The organism is Gulosibacter massiliensis, from assembly GCF_900626105.1.
Lineage (GTDB): Bacteria > Actinomycetota > Actinomycetes > Actinomycetales > Microbacteriaceae > Gulosibacter > Gulosibacter sediminis.
In genome coordinates this window covers 38,852-59,390 of sequence record NZ_UYZX01000001.1, presented here as the reverse complement: position 1 = coordinate 59,390, position 20,539 = coordinate 38,852, and the positions used below count along the sequence as shown (strand labels likewise).

16 protein-coding genes are annotated in these 20,539 nt (G+C 67.8%); 5 read left to right on the top strand and 11 right to left on the bottom strand.

Going from position 1 to position 20,539, the window contains the following annotated elements; translation table 11 throughout:
- Window positions 1–46: 46 nt before the first annotated feature.
- Together EJL01_RS00280 and EJL01_RS00275 are read right to left on the bottom strand one after the other, a co-directional pair.
- Window positions 47–1,417: a class II 3-deoxy-7-phosphoheptulonate synthase gene (locus tag EJL01_RS00280; protein WP_125105741.1), complete on the bottom strand. Its 1,371-nt coding sequence runs from the start codon at window positions 1,415–1,417 to the stop codon at window positions 47–49.
- A gap of 92 nt (window positions 1,418–1,509) precedes the next feature.
- Window positions 1,510–2,205, bottom strand: coding sequence for a lysophospholipid acyltransferase family protein (locus EJL01_RS00275; protein WP_125105740.1), 696 nt, complete (start codon window positions 2,203–2,205; stop codon window positions 1,510–1,512).
- 155 nt (window positions 2,206–2,360) lie between these two features.
- Between EJL01_RS00275 and EJL01_RS00270 the strand changes: the two genes are divergently transcribed.
- Entirely contained in the window at window positions 2,361–4,217 is a 1,857-nt protein-coding gene (locus tag EJL01_RS00270) for an AMP-dependent synthetase/ligase (protein ID WP_125105739.1), read from the top strand.
- A 33-nt stretch (window positions 4,218–4,250) separates the two neighbouring features.
- On the opposite strand, the gene def is transcribed toward EJL01_RS00270, so the two are convergent.
- The 6 genes from def to EJL01_RS00240 form a co-directional block, all read right to left on the bottom strand.
- The gene (gene def, locus EJL01_RS00265) at window positions 4,251–4,742 is read right to left on the bottom strand and encodes a peptide deformylase (RefSeq protein ID WP_125105738.1); all 492 of its coding nucleotides are present in this window, start codon (window positions 4,740–4,742) and stop codon (window positions 4,251–4,253) included.
- A complete protein-coding gene (locus EJL01_RS00260) occupies window positions 4,739–6,151 on the bottom strand; it encodes a mycothione reductase (protein WP_125105737.1) in 1,413 nt (470 codons plus the stop codon). The genes def and EJL01_RS00260 overlap by 4 nt, the downstream gene beginning before the upstream one ends.
- Window positions 6,152–6,183: 32 nt before the next feature.
- Window positions 6,184–9,615 carry a pyruvate carboxylase gene (locus tag EJL01_RS00255; protein ID WP_125105736.1) on the bottom strand — a complete coding sequence of 1,144 codons (3,432 nt, stop codon included), beginning with the start codon at window positions 9,613–9,615 and terminating at the stop codon, window positions 6,184–6,186.
- A 205-nt stretch (window positions 9,616–9,820) separates the two neighbouring features.
- Complete coding sequence (locus tag EJL01_RS00250; protein WP_125105735.1) at window positions 9,821–10,366, bottom strand: MerR family transcriptional regulator; 546 nt, start codon at window positions 10,364–10,366, stop codon at window positions 9,821–9,823.
- 315 nt (window positions 10,367–10,681) lie between these two features.
- Entirely contained in the window at window positions 10,682–11,413 is a 732-nt protein-coding gene (ftsR, locus tag EJL01_RS00245; RefSeq protein ID WP_125105734.1) for a transcriptional regulator FtsR, read from the bottom strand.
- A gap of 3 nt (window positions 11,414–11,416) precedes the next feature.
- Window positions 11,417–11,911 (bottom strand): FHA domain-containing protein, encoded by a 495-nt coding sequence (locus tag EJL01_RS00240; protein ID WP_125105733.1) that lies wholly within the window; start codon window positions 11,909–11,911, stop codon window positions 11,417–11,419.
- 87 nt (window positions 11,912–11,998) lie between these two features.
- Here EJL01_RS00240 and EJL01_RS00235 point away from each other — a divergent pair, with 87 nt between their 5' ends.
- From EJL01_RS00235 to EJL01_RS00220, 4 genes are read left to right on the top strand one after another with little or no spacing between them, the layout of a single operon-like run.
- Window positions 11,999–12,838: a DUF3097 family protein gene (locus tag EJL01_RS00235; protein WP_125105732.1), complete on the top strand. Its 840-nt coding sequence runs from the start codon at window positions 11,999–12,001 to the stop codon at window positions 12,836–12,838.
- Between the two features lie 43 nt (window positions 12,839–12,881).
- Window positions 12,882–13,349 carry a hypothetical protein gene (locus tag EJL01_RS00230; protein ID WP_125105731.1) on the top strand — a complete coding sequence of 156 codons (468 nt, stop codon included), beginning with the start codon at window positions 12,882–12,884 and terminating at the stop codon, window positions 13,347–13,349.
- Between the two features lie 9 nt (window positions 13,350–13,358).
- A complete protein-coding gene (locus EJL01_RS00225) occupies window positions 13,359–14,528 on the top strand; it encodes an exonuclease SbcCD subunit D (RefSeq protein ID WP_125105730.1) in 1,170 nt (389 codons plus the stop codon).
- Complete coding sequence (locus tag EJL01_RS00220) at window positions 14,525–17,515, top strand: AAA family ATPase (RefSeq protein WP_125105729.1); 2,991 nt, start codon at window positions 14,525–14,527, stop codon at window positions 17,513–17,515. The genes EJL01_RS00225 and EJL01_RS00220 overlap by 4 nt, the downstream gene beginning before the upstream one ends.
- A gap of 109 nt (window positions 17,516–17,624) precedes the next feature.
- On the opposite strand, the gene EJL01_RS00215 is transcribed toward EJL01_RS00220, so the two are convergent.
- The 3 genes from EJL01_RS00215 to EJL01_RS00205 all read right to left on the bottom strand — a co-directional run bounded on the left by EJL01_RS00215 (window position 17,625) and on the right by EJL01_RS00205 (window position 20,469).
- Window positions 17,625–18,215, bottom strand: a complete 591-nt coding sequence (locus EJL01_RS00215; protein ID WP_125105728.1) for a DinB family protein — start codon at window positions 18,213–18,215, stop codon at window positions 17,625–17,627.
- Window positions 18,216–18,224: 9 nt separating this feature from the next.
- Complete coding sequence (locus tag EJL01_RS00210; protein WP_125105727.1) at window positions 18,225–18,890, bottom strand: alpha/beta hydrolase; 666 nt, start codon at window positions 18,888–18,890, stop codon at window positions 18,225–18,227.
- Between the two features lie 88 nt (window positions 18,891–18,978).
- Window positions 18,979–20,469 (bottom strand): SPFH domain-containing protein, encoded by a 1,491-nt coding sequence (locus EJL01_RS00205; RefSeq protein ID WP_125105726.1) that lies wholly within the window; start codon window positions 20,467–20,469, stop codon window positions 18,979–18,981.
- Window positions 20,470–20,539 lie beyond the last annotated feature (70 nt).

Here is a 20,539-nt window from a genome sequence, read left to right as displayed (position 1 = left end):
CCCGCCCGCGGAGTCGCTCCGTGGGCGGGATTCTTCGTTGCGGTCGTTAGGCCGGGCGCTGCTGCAGCAGCTCGGCCACAAGGAACGCGAGCTCGAGCGACTGCATGTGGTTGAGACGCGGGTCGCAAAGCGACTCGTAGCGGGTCGCCAGGGCGTCCTCATCGATGTGCTCCGAGCCGCCGAGGCACTCGGTCACGTCGTCGCCGGTGAGCTCAACGTGGATGCCGCCCGGGTGGGTGCCGGCCTGCTGGTGCGACTCGAAGAAGCCCTTGACCTCATCGACGATGTCGTCGAAGTTGCGGGTCTTGAAGCCGCGCTCGCTCGTGAAGCCGTTGCCGTGCATCGGGTCGGTGATCCACAGCGGGGTCGACTCCTCCTGCTTCGACGCCTCGAGGAGGCCTGGCAGCACGTCGCGGATCTTGCCCGCGCCCATCCGAGTGATGAAGGTGAGGCGGCCGGGCTCGCGGTTCGGGTCGAGCTTCTCTATGATGCGGTGCATCGTCTCGGGCGTCGTCGACGGGCCGAGCTTCACACCGATCGGGTTGCGCACCCGCGAGAAGTAGTCCATGTGGGCCTCGTCGAGATCGCGTGTGCGCTCGCCGATCCAGATGAAATGCGCCGAGGTGTCGTACGGCAAGCCGGTGCGCGAGTCGATGCGGGTCAGGGCGCGCTCGTACTCGAGCAGCAGGCCCTCGTGGCCGACGTAGAACTCGACCTCCTTCATCGTGTCGAAGTCGGTCCCCGTGGCGGCCATGAACTTCAGGGCGCGGTCGATGTCGCGCGCCATCGCGTCGTACTTCGCGTTGGCGGGGTTCTGCGCGAACCCGCGGTTCCACGAGTGCACCTCGCGCATGTCGGCAAAGCCACCGGTCGTGAAGGCACGAATGAGATTGAGCGTCGACGACGAAACGTGGTAGCCCTCGAGCATCCGCTGCGGGTTCGGCGTGCGCGACGCCTCTGTGAAGGCGAAGTCGTTGACGATGTCGCCGCGGTAGGCGGGCAGCGTCACGTTCTCGCGCGTCTCGGTGTCGCTCGAGCGTGGCTTCGCGAACTGGCCGGCCATGCGGCCCATCTTCACGACCGGCATCGAGGCACCGTACGTGAGCACGAGCGCCATCTGCAGGATCGTCGAGACGCGCGCACGGATTTTGTCGGCGGTCGCGCCGACGAAGGTCTCGGCGCAGTCGCCACCCTGCAGCACGAAGGCGTTGCCGGCCGCGGCATCGGCGAGGCGGGTGCGCAGGCGGTCAACCTCGCCCGCAAACACGAGCGGCGGACGCTTCGACAGGTCGTCGAACACGCGCGTCGCCTCGGCAGGGTCGGGCCAGGTCGGCTGCTGCTTGATCGGCAGCTCTCGCCACGCCTCAAGTCCGGGCAACGGGGAGGAAGTCGGCTGCAGAGTGGGCGTGTTGGTCATGCGGAAGTGTCTTTCTTCAATGGGGCTCGGGGACGTGTGGGGGTGCCGTCTGTCTCGGGCAACGCGTGGGGTTCGGGCGGAATTCCCGACAGCTAGGCGGCGGCGATTTCGCGGTTCTTATACGACGACGCGTAGCCGTCGACGTATTCCTGATCGCTCAGCGCGGCGATCTCGCTCATGACCTCGTCGGTGATCGAGCGCAGGATGAACCGGTTGGGTTCCATGCCCTGATACCGCGAGAACTCGATAGGCTTGCCGAAGCGGATACCGACCTTGCCGGGCCGCGGGCGCTTCGCACCAGGGGGCATGATCTTCTCGGCATCCACCATCACCACGGGCACCACCTGCACGGGGCGCTTGCACTCGAGGATCATGCGCGCGATGCCGGTGCGACCGCGATACAGGCGGGCGTCGGGGCTACGAGTGCCCTCGGGGTAAATGCCGAGCCAGTCGCCGCGGTTGAGCACCTCAAGGCCCGTGCGCAGCGACGCCTCGGAGGCCTTGCCACCTGAGCGGTCGATCGAGAGCATGCCGGTCGACGTAAAGAACCATCGCACGAAGGCACCCTTGATGCCTTTGCCCGTGAAGTACTCGGATTTGGCGAGGAAGTAGATGCGGCGACGGAGCACGAGCGGCAGCAAAAAGGAGTCGATCACCGAGAGGTGATTCGAGGCAAAGATGACTGCCCCCTTTTTCCGCGGGAGGTGTTCAGCGCCAACAACTTCTGGTCCAAAAAGACTCCGAAGGATGGGGCCAGCCACAATGTGCTTGAGCAGCCAATAAATCATGCGGGACCATAACCTCCAATTGCGCGACTGCAATCATACCCACCTGGGCGCCCCGCTCGGAGAATCCTCATAGGATCCCAACGAGGCAGATGCAATGACGCAACCGCCAAAGATGTCGCGCAATCAATCCACCACTCGACGAGGAGCCACCCCATATGTCCGGTACCCCGAAGTCGGGAGCACAGGGAGGCGGGGTGCGAGAACGCATCACTCCTCCGGTCGTGCCCGCTGACCCAGAACTCAACATCACCGATCTGCTGCACAAGCAGCTCGATCTGCGACCCCAAGCCGCACTGTTCTCAGTGCCGAAGGGTGACGTTTGGCGCGATATCTCCACCCGCGAGTTCGTCGACGACGTGAACTCGATCGCCAAGGGCTTCATCGCCGCTGGCGTTCAGCCCGGCGACCGCATCGCATTCCTCTGCGTCACGAGCTATGAGTGGACGCTCGTCGACTACGCGCTCATGACGGCCGGCGCGGTGATGGTCCCGGTCTACGAGACGAGCTCGGCCTCGCAGCTCGCCTGGATGCTCAGTGACTCGGGCGCCAAGGGCATTCTGGCCGAAGACGAGAAGCTCGCCGGCCGCTACGACGAAATCGGCGAGGGCCGGCCCGAGGTCCAGTGGCGCTGGACGATGAGCGAAGGCGCGCTCGACCAACTGCGTGAGGCCGGTACGTCGGTCACGGATGCGCAGCTCGAGCAGGCGCGCACGCAGGCGAAGGCCGATGACGTCGCGACCATCATCTACACCTCTGGCTCGACCGGCCGCCCGAAGGGCACCGTGCTCACGCACGCGAACTTCGTCGAACTCGTGCGCAACATCGAGGAGCCGCTGTCGCCGTTCGTGCGTAAGCCTGGCTCATCCACCCTGCTGTTCATCACGCTCGCGCACGTGTTCGCCCGGCTCATCTCGATTCTCTGCGTCTCGACGGGCGTCAAGGTGGGCCACCAGCACGACACCTCGCAGCTCGTGCCGGCGCTCGGCTCGTTCCGCCCGACGTTCCTGCTCGCGGTGCCCCGCGTCTTTGAGAAGGTCTACAACTCGGCCCTGCAGAAGGCGACCGAGGGTGGCAAGCGCAAGATCTTCGAGCGCGCCGTGAAGATCGGCGTGGCGTACTCGCGCGCCCTCGACGAGGCGAAGGTGCCGCTCGGCCTCAAGCTGCAGTTCAAGCTCTATGACCGACTCGTGTTCAAGAAGCTGCGCGAGACTCTCGGCGGCCGCGTCGAGCACGCCGTCTCGGGTTCGGCGCCGCTCGGCCTGTTCCTCGGCCACTTCTACCGCGCGCTCGGCGTGCAGGTGCTCGAGGGCTACGGCCTCACCGAGACGACGGCGCCGGTGTCAGTGAACCTGCCCGGTGCGTTCAAGGTCGGCACCGTCGGCCCGCCCCTGCCGGGTGTCGGCGTGCGCATCGATGACGATGACGAGATTCTCGTCAAGGGCGTCGGCGTGTTCCGCGAGTACCTCAATAACCCCGAAGCGACGGCCGATGCCTTCACCGAGGACGGCTGGTTCCGCACCGGCGACCTCGGCCGCCTCGACGCGGACGGCTACCTCACCATCACGGGCCGCAAGAAGGACATCATCGTGACGGCGGGCGGCAAGAACGTCGCGCCGGCGACGTTTGAAGACCCGATCCGTGCCGACACGATCGTCGGCGAGTGCGTCGTCGTGGGCGACCAGAAGCCGTTCATCTCGGCCGTGATCACGCTCGACCCCGAGATGCTGCCGAAGTGGCTCGAGACGCAGGGGCTTGACCCGAATCTCTCGCTCGCCGAAGCCGCCGAGAACGACAAGGTGCGCGCGCACTTGAAGTCGGTCATCGATAGCGCGAACACGCGCGTGTCGCGGGCCGAGTCGATTCGCGAGTTCCGCATCCTCGACTATGTCTTCAGCATCGACGACGGCACGCTCACGCCGAAGCTGTCGATCAAGCGCAACGTGGTGCTCGAGCGCATCGCCCCGGTCATCGCCGAGATCTACTCGAAGACCTCGTCGGTGCCGACGCTCTAGCCCCCGCGCCCCACTGCCGAGAGCGGCTGGTTCTTAGAACCAGTCGCTCTCGCGGATTTCCCGGAGGGCGAGCCGGCGCTGGTCCTTCGCGAGCGTGTCGACGTAGACTGTGCCGTTGAGGTGATCGGTCTCGTGCTGCAGCATCTGCGCCATCACGCCCGTGCCCTCGAGCACGACTTCCTCGCCCTCGAGATCGATGCCGCGCACGCGCGCGTATGGGTAGCGCTTGGTCGGGAACCAAAGGCCGGGCACCGAGAGGCAGCCCTCATCGATCTCGGTCGGTTCGCCCGAGACCTCCTCGAGCACGGGGTTGATAACATAGCCGACCTTGCCGTCGACGTTGTAGCTGAACGCGCGCAGGGGCACGCCGATCTGCGGCGCAGCCACGCCCGCGCGACCATCCATGTCGGTCGTTTCGACGAGATCGGCAATGAGGCTGCGGATGCGGTCGTCGATCTTCGTGATCGGGTCGGCCTCCGTGCGCAGCACGGGGTTGCCGTAATACCGGATGTCGCGAATGGTCACGCTTGCAGTTCCTCCTCCGCCTTCAGCAGGGCGTTCTCGATGATTTCGGTGGCGGCCGGGTGCGGCCAATACTGGCCGCGGGCAAGGCCGCGCACGCTCTGGTTGAAGCTCGCGGCCTGCAGCAGCGGCTGCAGCAAAATGGGTGCGTCGGGGCCGATGATATGGGCGCCGAGCAGCTTGCCGGTGACCCGCTCGACGACGATCTTGAGGAAGCTCACCTCGTCGTCGAGCGCCCACCCCCAGGCCGTCCAGCCATAGTCGTGGCGCACCTCGAACGCGTCCATGCCCTGCTCGGTGGCCTCCGCGAGCGTGAGCCCGAAGTGGGCGACCTCGGGGGCACTGAACACGGCGTACGGCACGGGCCCGAGCGTGTTCTCGGCGAGCGCTTCGCCGCGGGCTGTGCGGCGCAGGTTCTCGGCGACGATGCGCGCATCCTGGTTCGCGGCGTGCTTGAGCTGGTGCGGCGACGAGACGTCGCCGAGCGCGTAGATGCCGTCGACGGGCTCGCCGTCGCGCAGCACGTGCTGGCCCAGGTCGACCGCGAGCGTGCCGTCGGCGCGGACGTCGAAGCCGGCCGCGTCGACACCGAGGCGGTCGGTGTTCGGGATGCGCCCGGCGGCCACGAGCACGAGCTCGGCCGAGAGTTCACTGCCGTCATCGAGCGTGAGTTGCCAGCCCGAGTCGCGGTGCTCAGCCGAGGCGACCGTGACGCCGGTCCGCACCGACCACTGCTCGCCCGCGAGCTTGGTGAAGGTCTCGGAGACGTCGGCGTCGGCGCTGCGGAGCAGCGGCGAGCGGTTGAGCTGCGTGACCTCGACGCCAAACGCCGAGTAGACGGCGGCGAACTCCGACGCGACCGCACCGCCACCGATGACGAGAAGGCTCGCGGGCAGCGCGTCGAGCCGCAGGGCGTCGTCGCTCGAAATCACAGTGTCGCCGAACGGCAGGTTCGGCAGCTCGCGCGGCCGCGAGCCGGCCGCGATGACGATGCGCTCACCGCGCAGGCGTCGCCCGCTCACCGTCGTGAGCTCGCGCTCCCCCGTGAACTGCACGGTCTCGCGCACGAGCGAGATGTTCGGCTCCCCGTGGTCGCGGTAGGCCTCGCCGCCGTGCGAGATCGAGTCGATGCGACCGAAGACGCGGTCGCGCACGGCCGCCCAGTCGAGCTCAGCCGAGCCGTGCACGCCGAGGTGCCCACCTTGGCGCACCTCGCGCGCAACGTCGCTCGGGTGCACGAACATTTTCGTCGGAATGCAGCCGGCGTTGAGACAAGTGCCCCCGAACCAGCGACCGTCGTCAACGATCGCGATGCGCCAATCGGCGAAGTCCGGCCCGGGAATCGTGTTGCCCGAACCGGCCCCGATGATAATGAGGTCGAACTCCTCGTACTCGGTCTGGGGCACGGCCATCCCTTCGTCCTGCGGGGATGGCCGTGCGCGCGCTACTCGGCGCCGACCAGCCCGCTGCTGTCTGCGGGTCGGATGACGGCAACGAGATCGCCGTTGTCAACCGACTGCGATGCCTGCTGGAGCACCACCCGCTCAATCGTACCCGCGACGCTCGCGGTGATTGCCGCCTCCATCTTCATAGCCTCGATGGTCGCGATCTGGTCGCCCTGCGCGACCTCCTGGCCGGCCTCGACGCGCACCGTGACGGTGCCCGAGAATGGCGCCGCGACGTGGCCGGCGTTGTTCGGGTCGGCTTTCTCGCGCTCGATTTCTTCGACCTTGACGCTGCGGTCGCGCACGAGCACGGGGCGCAGCTGGCCGTTCAGCGTGGCCATGACGGTGCGGGTGCCCGACTCGTCCGGCTCACCGATCGCCTCGAGGGTGATGAACAGGTCGACGCCCTTCTCGAGCGGCACCCGGTACTCCTCGCCCGGCTCGAGTCCGTAGAGATAGTCGAGCGTGTCGAGCTTCGACAGGTCGCCGAACAGCGCGCGGATGTCTTCGAAGATCGCGGTCGGCTGTGGGAACAGCAGGCGGTTCAGCGTCGCCCGGCGGGTTGCCGAGTCGCCCGCGAGGTCAGCCTCGTCCTGCGCGCTGAGCGGCTTCACATCGATGTTCGGCTGCTGACCGCGCAGCGCCTTCGTGCGGAATGGCTCGGGCCAGCCGCCCGGCAGGTCGCCGAGCTCGCCGGCGAGGAAGCCCGTGACCGACGCAGGAATGTCGTAGTTCTCGGGGTGCTCCTCGAAGTCCTTCGGGTCGGCGTTCACGGCCACGAGGTGGAGCGCGAGGTCACCAACGACCTTCGACGACGGCGTCACCTTCGGCAGGCGACCGAGAATCCGGTCGGCCTCGGCGTACATGTCCTCGATGCGCTCAAAGTCGTTCGCGAGGCCGAGGGCGATCGCTTGCTGGCGCAGGTTCGAGAGCTGCCCGCCGGGAATCTCGTGGCGGTAGACGCGGCCGGTCGGCGACGGCAGGCCCGACTCGAACGGGAGGTAGATCGCGCGCACGGCTTCCCAGTATGGTTCGAGGTCGGTGACGGCCTGCAGGTCGAAGCCGGTGTCGCGCTCGGTGTTCGCGAGTGCCGCGACGAGCGCGCTCATCGACACCTGACTCGTCGTGCCTGACATCGGCGCGGCGGCGACGTCGACCGCATCCACCCCGGCGTTGCTTGCCGCGACGAGCGTCGCGAGCTGGCCGCCCGCGGTGTCGTGCGTGTGCAGGTGCACCGGCACCTCGAAGCGTTCGCGCAGTGCCTCGACGAGCTTCGTCGCCGCGGCCGGGCGAAGCAGGCCCGCCATGTCCTTGATCGCGAGCACGTGTGCGCCCGCATCGACGATGCGCTCGGCCAGCTTCAGGTAGTAGTCGAGCGTGTAGAGGTCTTCGGCCGGGTCAAGCAGGTTGCCGGTGTAACACATGGCCACCTCGGCCACCGAACTGCCGGTCTCGAGCACGGCGTCGATCGCCGGGCGCATCTGCTCGACGTCGTTGAGCGCGTCGAAGATGCGGAAAATGTCGACGCCCGTGTCGGTCGCCTCGCGCACGAACGCATCGGTGAGCGAAGTCGGGTACGGCGTGTAGCCGACGGTGTTGCGGCCGCGCAGCAGCATCTGCACCGGGATGTTCGGCAACTCGGCACTCAGGCGCGCGAGTCGCTCCCACGGGTCTTCGCCGAGGAAGCGCAGGGCGACGTCATAGGTCGCACCACCCCAGGCCTCCATCGAGAGCAACTCGGGCAGCTGATGCGCGACGTGCGGCGCGACCTCGAGCAGGTCGGTCGTGCGCACGCGGGTGGCGAGCAGCGACTGGTGGGCGTCGCGGAACGTCGTGTCAGTCACTCGCAGGCGAGGGTCGGCGCGCAGCTGTGCTGCCCACCCGGTGGGGCCGAGCTCGCGCAGCAGCTGCCGCTGGCCGGTCGGCTCACCTGCCGCCTTGAGCGCCGGCAGCTTGAGCCGCGGCTGCGCCGTCGCGGGGCGCTCGCCGTTGGGTTTGTTCACGGTGACGTCGGCGAGCCAGTTGAGGATCTTCGTGCCGCGGTTCGCCGACTTGCGGTACTGCAGCAGCTCGGGCCGCTTCTCGATGAAGTCGGTCGAGACCTCGCCGGCGACGAATGCCTCGTCGCCGAGCACGCCCTCGATAAAAGGAATGTTCGTGGCGATGCCACGGATGCGGAACTCGCTCAGCGCGCGCCGGGCTCGGCTCACCGCGGTGGGGAAATCGCTGCCGTGGGCAATGAGTTTGAGCAGCAGCGAGTCGAAGTACGGCAGCACCTCGGCGCCGGTCGCGACGGTACCGCCGTCGATGCGGATGCCCGACCCACCGGCCGAGCGGTAGGCCGTGATCGTGCCCGAATCGGGGCGGAAGTCCTGCGACGGGTCTTCCGTGGTGATGCGGCACTGGATCGCGTAGCCGCGACGCTCGATGGCGTCCTGCTCGAGACCGAGGTCGGCCAGCAACTCCCCCGCCGCGATGCGCATCTGCGACTGCACGAGGTCGATGTCGGTGATTTCCTCGGTGATCGTGTGCTCAACCTGGATACGTGGGTTCATTTCGATGAACACGTGCTGGCCGGCGCGCTCGCCCTCGGTGTCGATGAGGAACTCGACGGTACCCGCGTTGACGTAGTTGATCGACTTGGCGAACTTCACCGCATCGGCATAGATCGCGTCGCGGATCGACTGGTCAAGGTTCGGCGCGGGCGCGATCTCGATGACCTTCTGGTGGCGGCGCTGCACCGAGCAGTCGCGCTCGAACAGGTGCACCGCGTCACCGCTCGAGTCGGCGAGGATCTGCACCTCAATGTGCCGGGGCCGCAGCACGGCCTGCTCAATGAACATAGTGTCGTCGCCGAAGGCGCTCTTTGCCTCGTTCATGGCCGACTCAAGTGCGCTGCGGAGGTCTTCGTGCCGCTCGACGCGGCGCATCCCTCGACCACCGCCTCCGGCGACGGCCTTGGCGAACACGGGGTAGCCGATCTCGTCGGCCGCCGCGATGAGGGCGTCGACATCGGTCGACGGCTCGGACGACTTCAGCACCGGCACCCCGGCGCCGATGGCCTGCTGCTTCGCGTGCACCTTGTTCCCCGCCGAGGCGAGCACGGTCTGCGAGGGGCCGATGAAGGTGACGCCGTTGTCGGCACAGGCCTTCGCAAAGTCGGCGTTCTCGGAAAGGAAGCCGTAGCCCGGGTAGATAGCATCGGCGCCAGAAAGCTTCGCGACCCGAATAATCTCGTCGATGTTGAGGTACGCCTGCACCGGCGACCCCTCCGAGCCGATCTCATAGGCCTCGTCGGCCTTCAGGCGATGCAGCGAGTTACGGTCTTCGAATGGATACACGGCGACGGTGTTCGCCCCGAGTTCGACCGCGGCCCGGAATCCACGGATCGCGATTTCACCGCGATTCGCGACGAGAATCTTCTTGAACACGCTTCCCCTCACTCTTCCTTGGGTGTGGAAGTGGATTGTGCACGTTGTTGTGCGGTGCAGTTCACACTATCGGTCGAGCGGCGGGATTTGCGTGGGGAAACCGCGCGGATCGGCGCACACGCGATATTTCGTGGATATGTTCAAGCAAACAAGAAAATCGCGAACTTTTCGTACAAGTCCGCGGTTTCTCTGAGGTATGGATGCGCTAGCTGACGCGCTTCTTGCGGCGTGCCGCGAGTTCGTCTTCGGGTTCGGCCCGCTCGGTTTCGATGTCGACGAGGTTCGTCTCGACCTCGCGCAGCACCTGACCGACGAAGATGCCGAAGACGCCCTGGCCACGCTGGACGAGGTCGATGACCTGGTCGTTCGAGGTGCACAGGTACACACTCGCGCCGTCGGACATCAGCGTCGTCTGGGCGAGGTCGGTGATGCCGGCATCGTGCAACTGCTCGACGGCGATGCGAATCTGCTGGAGCGAGATGCCCGTCTCGAGCAGTCGCTTCACGAGCTTGAGCACGAGGATGTCGCGGAAGGAGTAGAGGCGCTGTGAGCCCGATCCTGCAGCGTTCTGAATGGTCGGCTGCACGAGCTCCGTGCGGGCCCAGTAGTCGAGTTGACGGTAGGTGATGCCGGCCACCTTCGCGGCGACGGCGCCACGGTACCCGAGGTTCGGGTCAAGGTCGGGCAGACCATCAGTGAACAGCAGCTCTCCGTGCAGCGGCTGTCCGTCTGCACCCTCGCGTGCGCTCATGGCGTTACCCTTTCCAACCGAACCGTGCCGGTCTGCTTTGTGCGGATGTTCCGCCCAGTTGCGTTGCAGTCAGTCTTGTCCTTCGGACCGGATTCGTAGGTGCGGCTCGCCGGTGCAGCGTCGCATGACGCATCCGATTTCGAAGGTCGGCTCACCTCAGTGTAGGCGAGCCAGCGTCGTTCATCGAGGTCGAATTACAACGATGAGATCGTGTCAAAGAATTCCACGTCGCCAGAGGTGGCACGCCGAAACCCTCAACTTCAAGTTGAGGGTGAGACCAAACCGTAACCTCCGGCCTGCCTCGCCCGTCCGGACTTAGCCGCGGCGGTCGCGCAGTCCCTGGCGCAGTAGCGCCGAGCGGACCCGTTCGAGCGCGGTCGCGAGCTCATCCGCCTTCTCCTGCGCGCGGGCCGAAGCCTCCGCATCCTTGCCCCGCTTCAGCGGCGTGATCGCGCGCTCGACGAGGCCGAGGTCGTGCTGAGCGGCCGAACGGTAGGGCCGCAGGTGACGCGGCTGAATGCCCGAGCCGTCGAGCTCGACGAGCGTCGTGAGCAGCACGAGTTCCTCCTCGCCGTAACGCATCGCCCTCGCGATGAGACCGGCGGTGTGCGCCGCCTCGAGCAGGTCTCGGCTCGCGCCCGAGCGCTGCAGCAGCTCATCGCGGCGCAGCTCGAGCCCAGTTTCGAGAATGCCGAGGCCCGCTGGTGCGGTCGCCTCACCCTTGGCGCGCGCCGGCGCCGCGGCGCCCGGCACCTTGGGGTTCTCGCCACGGTCGACCGCGTCGAGGTACTCGCCGATCACCTTCAGGGGCAGGTAGTGGTCGCGCTGCAGAGCAAGCACGACGCGAATGCGCTGCACGTCCTGGTCGGAGTACTTACGGTACCCCTTCTCGGTGCGGGCAGGGTGCACGAGCCCCTGCTCTTCGAGAAAGCGAATCTTCGACGGAGTGAGCTCCGGGTGCTCAGCGCCGAGGCGCTGCAATACCTGCCCGATCGACAGCTTCGGGGTCGCGCCACTCGACGCGGCCGCCGCAGTTGACGCCACCATCGGCTACTGCGCCGTCTGCGTGCCCGGCACGTCGAGCGGCGATGCGTAGAAGGTGAGCCGGTACTTGCCGATCTGCACCTCGCCACCGTTCGTTAGCTGAGCCTGGTTGATGCTTTCGCCGTTGTAATACGTGCCGTTGAGCGAGCCGAGGTCGCGCACTTGGAAGGTACGACCCGTGCGCGTGAACTCCGCGTGGCGACGCGACACCGTGACGTCGTCGAGGAAGATCTCGGCGTTCGGGTGGCGGCCGGCGATCTGCAGGTCGGTGTCGAGCAGGAAGCGGGCGCCAACGTTGCTGCCGCGGCGAACGATCAGCAGCGCCGAGCCCGAAGGCAGGGCTCCGATCGAGTCCATTTCTTCTTTGCTCACACCACCGGCGATGAGTGCGGCGAGCTGAGCGCTGAAGTCACCGGTGAATGACATGGTCGACGACTGCTCTGGGTGCTGGTCGTCGTCACCGCGGGGGTGCTCCAGGTCGCGCCCGTCGTTCTGCGACATGTATTCCTCCTGCTCGATGAGAACAATCAGCTTAGCGCACGCCAAAATCTGAAGGATGGGCGTGGGCCCAGTAAACTCGCGCTCATTATGGACGAGCGGTATGACATTGACCCGATTGCGCGATTGCGAGAATCACGCAAGCCTAAGGGCCCTCGTAAGGTTACCGCGCGCAAGGGCATGTGGCTTGAGGATCCCGTAACAGAGTTCTACGGGCAGCTCGCCGCCGCCGATCGCGAGACCGTAACGCTACGCGACGCCGACGGCGCCGTGAAGAAGTTTCCGCGGCACGAGATGTTCTTTGACGATGACGGCGCGGTGCTGCTGACCTTCGCCGCCGTGGCGCCGAAGACGCCCACCCGCAGCGCCTCCGGCTCGGTCTACGTCGAGGGCGCCCGCGCCCGTGTCGCCCGCGCCGGCCGCATCTTCGTCGAGGGCCGGCACGACGCCGAGCTGGTCGAGAAGGTGTGGGGCCACGACCTGCGCATCGAGGGTGTTGCGGTCGAGTACCTCGAGGGCGCCGACCACCTCGAGGAGGTCTTGCGCGAGTTCGCGCCGGGAGGCCCACGACGTGCGGGCATCCTGCTCGACCACCTCGTCGAACGCTCGAAGGAGTCGCGCATCGCCGACGACATCACCGCGAAGTTCGGCCGCGACTCGGTGCTCGTCATCGGTCACCCCTATATCGACGTGTGGCAGGCGGTGCGACCCGAGCGGCTCGGGATGCGCGAGTGGCCGAATATCCCGCGCGGCCAGTCGTGGAAGCACGGCATCTGCGCGCACCTGGGGTGGCCCCACGAGGAACAGGCCGACATCGCGCGGGCCTGGCAGCGCATCCTCGGGCGAGTGCGCAACTGGAATGACCTCGAGCCTTCGGTGATCGGCAGGGTCGAGGAACTCATCGATTTCGTGACGGCTCCGGGAGCCTGATCGCACCGCCGGGCGCGATCACTACAAAGCGTAGAGTTAGGCCATGTCGATTCGCGTGTGGCAGGCTCTGCGCCTCATCCTTCCGGCCGTCTGGCTTGGCCTCATCATCGCTATTGACCTCATCGAGGCGCCGCTGAAATTCCAGGCACCCGGCATCACGATTCCGCTTGGCCTCGGCATCGGCCGGCTCGTGTTTCTCGCGATGAACATCACCGAGATCGTCATCGCCCTCGTGCTCGCCATCGCGCTGTGGCGCAGCCGTGCCGATCGACGGTCCTGGACGCTCGCGGGTGCCGCCTTCGCTCTGCTTGTGCTCAAGTTCGGGGTGATTCGTCCGCTGCTCGCGGTGCACACGGACGCCGTGCTCGCCGGCGGCGAGGGTGGCTCGTTCGCTCACTTCTTCTATATCGCGACGGATGCGGTGCTCTTCCTCGTGCTCGTGTGGCTGGTTGCCTCGCAGGCGCGGCGGTTCATCGGGGTGCGCGAGGTCAATGTCGCAGGCTCGCGCTAGCCTGCGTGCATGCGCATCCTGCACACGTCTGACTGGCACATCGGTCGTACTTTCCATGGCGAATCCACCCTCGCTCACCTCGAGGAGGTGCTGCGTGCACTGACCGAGTTCGTGCCCGAACACGACGTCGATGTCGTCGTTGTCGCGGGCGACATCTTCGACTCGTCAGCGCCGGCCGCGGCCGCCTTCGATTTCTTGGCCGCCGCGCTCCAGCGCCTACGCGCCGCTGGCGCGACCGTCGTTGTGTCGAGCGGCAACCACGACTCGGCGGCACGTCTGCGATTTCCCTCGGCCTGGGCGAAGCTCGCCGACATTCACATTTCGGCCGACCCGGCGCAGCCGGCCGCGCCCATCGAACTCCGCGACGAGCACGGTTCGGTGCGGTGCTACCCCATCCCTTATCTCGAACCGGCGCTCGTGCGTCACCTGCCGGGTGCCGACGGGGTGCGCTCGCAAGAAGACGCCCTGCGCTGGGCGACCGAGGCGGTGCGCGCCGACCTCACGGCGCACGGCTCCGACGGCGAGCGCACCCTCGTGCTCGCGCACTGCTTCGCCTCCGGGGTACCCGAGACCACCCCGGGCGACGACATTGAACGCGACCTCACGGCCGGCGGCATCGACGTCGTGCCGAGCTCGCTGTTCGAGGGCTTCGACTACGTCGCGCTCGGGCACATCCACTCGCGCGTCGAAGTGACCGAGCGCATCCGTTATTCGGGAGCGCCGCTGCACTACTCGTTCAGCGAGGCGGGGGCGCCGCGCGGCGCCTGGCTCGTCGACCTCGACGCCGACGGCTTCGCCGGCGCGACGTGGCTAGAGCTACCGGTGCCCCGCGCGCTGACGCGACTGCGCGGCGAGCTCGACGAGCTTTTGACCAACGCCGCTCACGCCGACGCCGCTGGCGACTGGGTGCAGGCGCAACTCACCGACGCGGCCCGGCCGATCGACGCGATGCGCCGCCTGCGCGCGCGCTTCCCCCACGCCGTGCATCTCGAATACGACCCACCGGCCCCGGCCGAGGGTGCCCCCTCGCACCTCGAGCAGCTTTCGCAACACACGAGCGACGAGCAGCGACTGCGCTCGTTCTTCGAGTTCGTGCGCGGAGAATCGGCCACCGAGGCCGAACTCGACGAACTCGACGAACTACTCGCCGCCGCGCGTGCGAAGGAGACCCAGCGATGAGGATGCTCCACCTCGCGTTTCGCGGGTTCGGCCCGTATCGCGACTCGCAGACAATCGACTTCACGAGCCTGGCCGCTGACGCGCTCTTCCTGATCAGCGGCAAGACCGGTGCCGGCAAGTCGACCGTGCTCGACGCGATCGCGTTCGCGCTCTACGGCAGCGTGCCGCGCTACGACGGCTCGGTCGGCCGGGTGCGCAGCACCTTTGCGTCGCTCGACAACCCAACCGAGGTGACGCTCGAGTTTGAGCACGGCGGCGAGCGCTACCGCATCACCAGGTCGCCCGAGTACGAGCGCCGCAAAAAACGCGTCGCTGAGGGCACCACGGTACAGGGCGCCGCACAGCAGTTCGATCGCTGGGACGCGGCGGCCGACGACTGGCAGGGCGTCGCGACGAAGGCGAGCGATGTCGCCGACGAGCTTGGCCAGGTCTTTCCGCTCACGAGTGGCGAGTTCTTTCAGGTGGTCCTCCTCGCACAGAGCGACTTCCAGCGCTTCCTCCACGCCGACTCGAAGGATCGCCAAGACTTGCTGAGCAAGCTCTTCCGCACGCACCGGTACCGCGACCTCCGCGAGTTCGCGCAGGAGCGCGCCCGCGAAGCCGCGCAGGAATGGCAGGGGCTGCAGCGTGACCTGCAGGGCGTCGCCCGCGAGCTTGGCCTCGGCGACGACGAGTCCGCCGTCACCGACGAAGCTCTCACCTCGCTCGCGGCCGAGGTTGCCGACTCGGTGACCGCCGCGGCGACGGCACTCGGGGCAGCGCAGGGTGTGCACGACGACGCGGCGAAGCGGCTGCGCGACCTTGAGCGACAACAGGAACGCCAGCAGCGCCGAGATTCGGCTGCAGCGCAGCTCGCGCGCCTCGAGGCCGAGCGCGAAGACATCGCGCGGGAGGTCGACGAGCCGTTGCGACGCGACCGGCTCGCCTCGCCGCTCGTGCCCGTGCTCGATGCCCACGCGCGGGCCGAACGCACCCGCGCATCCGGCGAGCGGACGCTCGAGGCGGCCGCCGCGGCGTTCGACGCCCGAATTGCGCGGGCCGATGCGGCCGAGCTGAACAACCTCGTCGACGGCACCGAGCTCGCCGCGCGTACGGCCGCACACACGCTGCTGCGCGAACGCCTCGGCACGCTCCGCGAAGGTGAGTCGGTCGACCAGCGGGTCGAGCGGGCTGAGCGCGCAGCGCGGTCCGCCGACGCCGAGCGTGCAATCACGCGAGAACAGTTTGAGCAGCTTCGGCAGGCCCGCGCCGATCGGCCCACGCAACTTCGGGCACTCGACGGCGCCGTCGCCGAGCTCACCGCAAAGGCTGGACAGCTCGACGAAGCGAACGAGCTCGTGACGATGCTCGCCGGGCAATTGCGCGCGGCGAAGGCGGCCGCGGGCCTGGACAAGCGTCGCGACGCCGCTCTGGCACAGCGCGAGCAGGCCGCCGACGCACTGTCGAGCGCATCCGCCGCCGACCGCGAGCTGATTACCCGCCGCCTCGACGGCAGCGCCGCCGAGCTCGCCGGCCGCCTCGTCGACGGCGAACCGTGTGCGGTCTGCGGCTCGACGACGCATCCCTCCCCCGCCGAGTCGGTTGGCGAACCGGTCACCGATGCCGACCTCGAGGCATCCTCGGCCGCCGTCGAGTCGGCGAAGCATGCCGATGCCGAAGCGCGCGGCGCGTACGACGACGTGGCGGCCGAGCACGCCAAGCACGCCGCGGCCGCTGGTGGCCTCGACGTCGACGAAGCCACCACGCGACACCGCGACGCGACCGCCCGCGCGAAGCAGCTTGAATCGGCGGCGGCCGAGCTTGCGCATACCCGTGCGAACGCCGACACGCTCCGGGCGCAGGACGCCCGAGACGAGCAGCGCGAACGTGAGCTTGCCGAGCTGGCCGAGACGCAGCTCGCCTCGGCCACCGCCGCGAGCACCGAGTTCGCATCGCTCGCCGAGCAGCAGCGCGAGCTGCGCGGCACGTTCGAGACGGTGAGCGCCCGACGCGCCATGGTCGAGTCCGTGGCCGATGCGCTAGGCGCTGTCATCGAGGCGCAGCGCTCCGCCGATGGCGCCCGCGAGACCGCGCGCGATGCGGCCGAGCGTGCCGCCGAGCGGCTTGCGGCGAGCGAGTTCGCCGACGAGCATGCCGCCCGGGCCGCGGCGCTCAGCGACGCGCGTCGCGCCGAGCTAACCGAGCGCAAGCGCGCCCACGACTCGGGCATCGATGGTGCCCGAGCGACGCTCGCCGAACCCGAGTTGCAGGGGTTGCCCGAAGAGCAAGTCGATGTCACCCCGGCGAAGGACGCGGCGCAGCGCGCCGCCGACGCGCTCGGTGAAGCCCAGCGCGCGCACGGCGAGGCGACAGCACGGCGGCAGACGATCGACGCGGCCATCACCCGAGGCCGCGCGCACCTGCGCGGCGCCGACCGCACGCTCGCGCGGGCGCGCATGCGGCAGCAACTCGCGGGTGAACTGCGCGGCGACAATAACCGCAAGCTCAACCTCGAGGCCTATGTGCTTGCGGCTCACCTCGAAGAGATCATCATCGCGGCGAACGTTCGCCTCGGCGAAATCACGTCGAACCGCTACTCGCTCGTGCGCGACGACTCGCTCGCCCGCCGCGGCGCGCAGTCGGGGCTCGGGCTCGAGGTCGCCGACATCTATACGGGCATCAACCGCAGCCCGCAGTCACTCTCGGGCGGCGAGACCTTCCTCGTCTCGCTCGCACTCGCGCTCGGTCTTGCCGATGTCGTCTCGGCGCAGGCGGGCGGCATCGCGCTCGACACGCTCTTCATCGATGAGGGCTTCGGATCGCTCGATGCCGACACGCTCGAGGTCGCGATGCGCACGCTCGACCATCTGCGCGCATCCGGTCGCACCGTCGGCGTCATCAGCCACGTGACCTCGATGCACGAGCGCATCCCCACCCACGTCGAGGTGCGCCAGCTCGAGGACGGCTCAAGCACCCTCGAGCTCCGCGACGCCGACTCCCCCGCCTAGGCGCCCGCATCCGCCCGCCCTGATGCAGTTTTCTACGATCGATGCAGCCGTAACAGCAGCTTCCGTAGAAAACCGCACTCACCAATGGTGGGTCGTCCGGCGCCGCACACTACGTCCGTTCGGCGCCCTCGGCGAGGTGTTCGAGCTTCTCGCGATACGCGTCCCAGTCGACATCGTCGGGGATGTTCGTGTTGCTGGCGCGCAGGCCGACGGCGCCGTCGATGTCCTCGCGCAAGATGTCCGCGTGACCCACGTGGCGGGTGAGGTCGACGAGCACGTGCAGCGCGATCTCTTCGAACGTCACCGAGCGGCGCTCGAGCGGCCACCACGGCACCTCGCCCGGCGCATCCGGCTCAAGTTCTTCGAAGGCGGCATCGACGAACTCGGCGACGCGATGTGAAAGATCGAGGATGCTCGCGGCCGACTCGTCCGCGCGGGCATACCAGTCGGCCTGCGGGTCGACGTCCCAGTCGGCCTCGGTGATGAGTTCCTCGGGAGTCGGCCAGTCGCGGCCGAGCACCGCGCCGAAGTACCCGCCCTCGATCAACGCGACGTGCTTCACCAGGCCGAGCAGGTTCGTGCCCGTCGCGGTGCGCGGCCGGCGAAGCTCCGCCTCATCGAGGCCGGCGCACTTCCACCACAGTGCTTCGTGCCCGCGCGCGAGCGCCCCGCGCACGTAGTCGTGACCCGACTCGATCATCGAATCCGCCTAGCGGATGCGCAGCCGCTCGAGGAAGTCGCGCACCTCGCGCAGTTCGTCCATCGAGATCTCGTGGCCGAGCTCGGGGAAGCGGTGAATCTCAGCCTTCGTGTGGCGCTTGAGCCAGTCCTCGGTGAGGTGGAACGCGGCGCGCGAGATGGACGAGTCGTCCTGCTCGCCCCAGCCGAAGAACACCTGGCGTTCGAGCTCGGTGAGCTTCGCGTCGGACTCGACCGAGCTGTTCTGGGTTGGCAGCACGAAGCCCGACAGCAGCACGGCCGCTGGCACCCGCTCGGGCCGGGCGCGCAGCAGTTCGGCGGCCATGACGGCGCCCTGCGAGAACCCGATCGGCACGATCTTGCTCGTCGGCACCTTCTGGTCGAGGGTATTGAGCAGCAGCTGCAGCGATTTCGCGATCGCCTCATCATCGAGACCGTCGAGCGCCTCGGCAACGCCGCCGCGCTTGGTCTTCGGGTCGAAAGGGAACCAGGACGCACCTGTCATTTCCGGCACGGGCAGGGGCGCTCGAATCGACAGGATGTCCCAGTGCGGCGGCACATCGAGCGGCGAGATGAGACCGAACAGATCGCGTTCGTCCGCACCGAAGCCGTGAAGGAGGAGCAGCGTTGGTCCACCGCGGAGGCCCGTGGGAGAAATGGTGTGCAAAGTGGTCATATCGCGATTCAAGCACCGCCCGCTTGCGCCTTGTCTGAAGAAAAGGCCCGCGCCAGAATTTGGCGCGGGCCTTCATCACTTCGTCGCACTACTCGGCCGCGTTGCCGCCCTGTGCCGGGGCCGCGGGGGCCTGCCCGCGCATCCCATCGGCAAGCGACGCGCCGGTGCGCGTGCCCTGCACACTCGCCTGGATGAGCTCACCCAGGTCGATGCCGGTCGCATTCTTGATTGCGTCGAACGGGGCGCGCATCGTCGCCGCCGACTCGGCGACCTGGTGACCGGCGCCGCCCTCGGTCGTGATCACGGTGTAGCCGTCGATCGCCTGCTGCGCCTTCGCGAACTCGGCGACCATCGGCACGAGTTGATCGATGAGTCGCTGCGTCACGAGCACCTGCTCGTGTTTCTCAACGGCCTCACCGAGCGCGAGCTGCGCGGCGGCCTCGGCCTGACCGGCGGCGCGGATCGCCTCCGCCTCCGCCTCGGCCTCGACGCGACGCGCATGCGCATCCGCATCCGCCTTCGCGCGGCGCGCGGTCGCCTCGGCATCGGCCGCGGTCGTGCGGGCAGTCGCCTCACCGCGAGCGGCGGTGGTGCGGGCCGTCGCGTCGGCCTCCGACACGAGCTTGCGCGTCTCGGCCTCCTTGTTCTGCTGGTAGGCCTGCGCGTCGGCGCGACGCTCCTGGTCGTAGAGGTTCGCGTCGGCGACCTTCTTCACATCGGCGTCAAGCTGCGACTGCTTGTTCTGAGCCTCCTGGTCGAGCACCGCCTGCTGCAGCTCGGCACGGCGCAGCGCCTCGGCCTGCTCGGCCTCGGCGATCGCTCGGCCGACTTTCGCCTTCGACGCGGCCTCCGACTCCTGGAACGTGGTGCGCTCATAGAGCGTCTCGGTGTCGGTCTCGATCTGGCGCTTTGCGACGGCACGGTCGGCGTCGATCTTCGCAGTCTCGGCCTCGCGGTGCACGCGGCGGAGCTCCTGCGCACCGAGCGCCTCGATGTAGCCGCCCTGGTCGGTGATGCCGAGAATCTGGAACGAGTCGAGCACAAGGCCCTGACGCTCGAGGTCGCCCTCGATGCCCTCGGCAATCTGCTCGGCGAGGGCCTTGCGGTCCTTCATCAGCGTCTCGACGGTGAGCGTCGCGACCACACCACGCAGCGCACCCTCGAGCACCTCGGTGGTAAACGCCTCGATGGCGCGGTCCTGCGAGAGGAAGCGTTCGGCGGCGCGACGAATCGCCTCGGGCGCCGAGCCGACCTTGACAAGCGCGATGCCCTCAACGTCGACGGTCACGCCGTTCGCGGCCTGCGCCGTCGGCTTGATCTCGATCGAGCGCGAGCGCAGCGAGAGCTTCGAGGAGCGCTGGGTGAACGGGTTGACGAACAGACCACCACCCGAGATCACCTCGATCTTCGAGGTCTCCTGGCCGCGCTTCGCCTTACCGGTGATGACGAGGGCCTCGTCGGCGGCGGCGGTGCGGTACCAGGTGCGGGAAATGATGATGAACACGACGAGCGCGATGACCGCGATCACGATCACCACGATGAGAATGACCAGGCCGAGGGCTCCGGTAAATAGGTCCACGGGTGTCCTTTCGAGAGGCGGCAGCGCACGCGGCTGCCGGGGAGGGGCATCGTCCGTACTAATCTCCCAC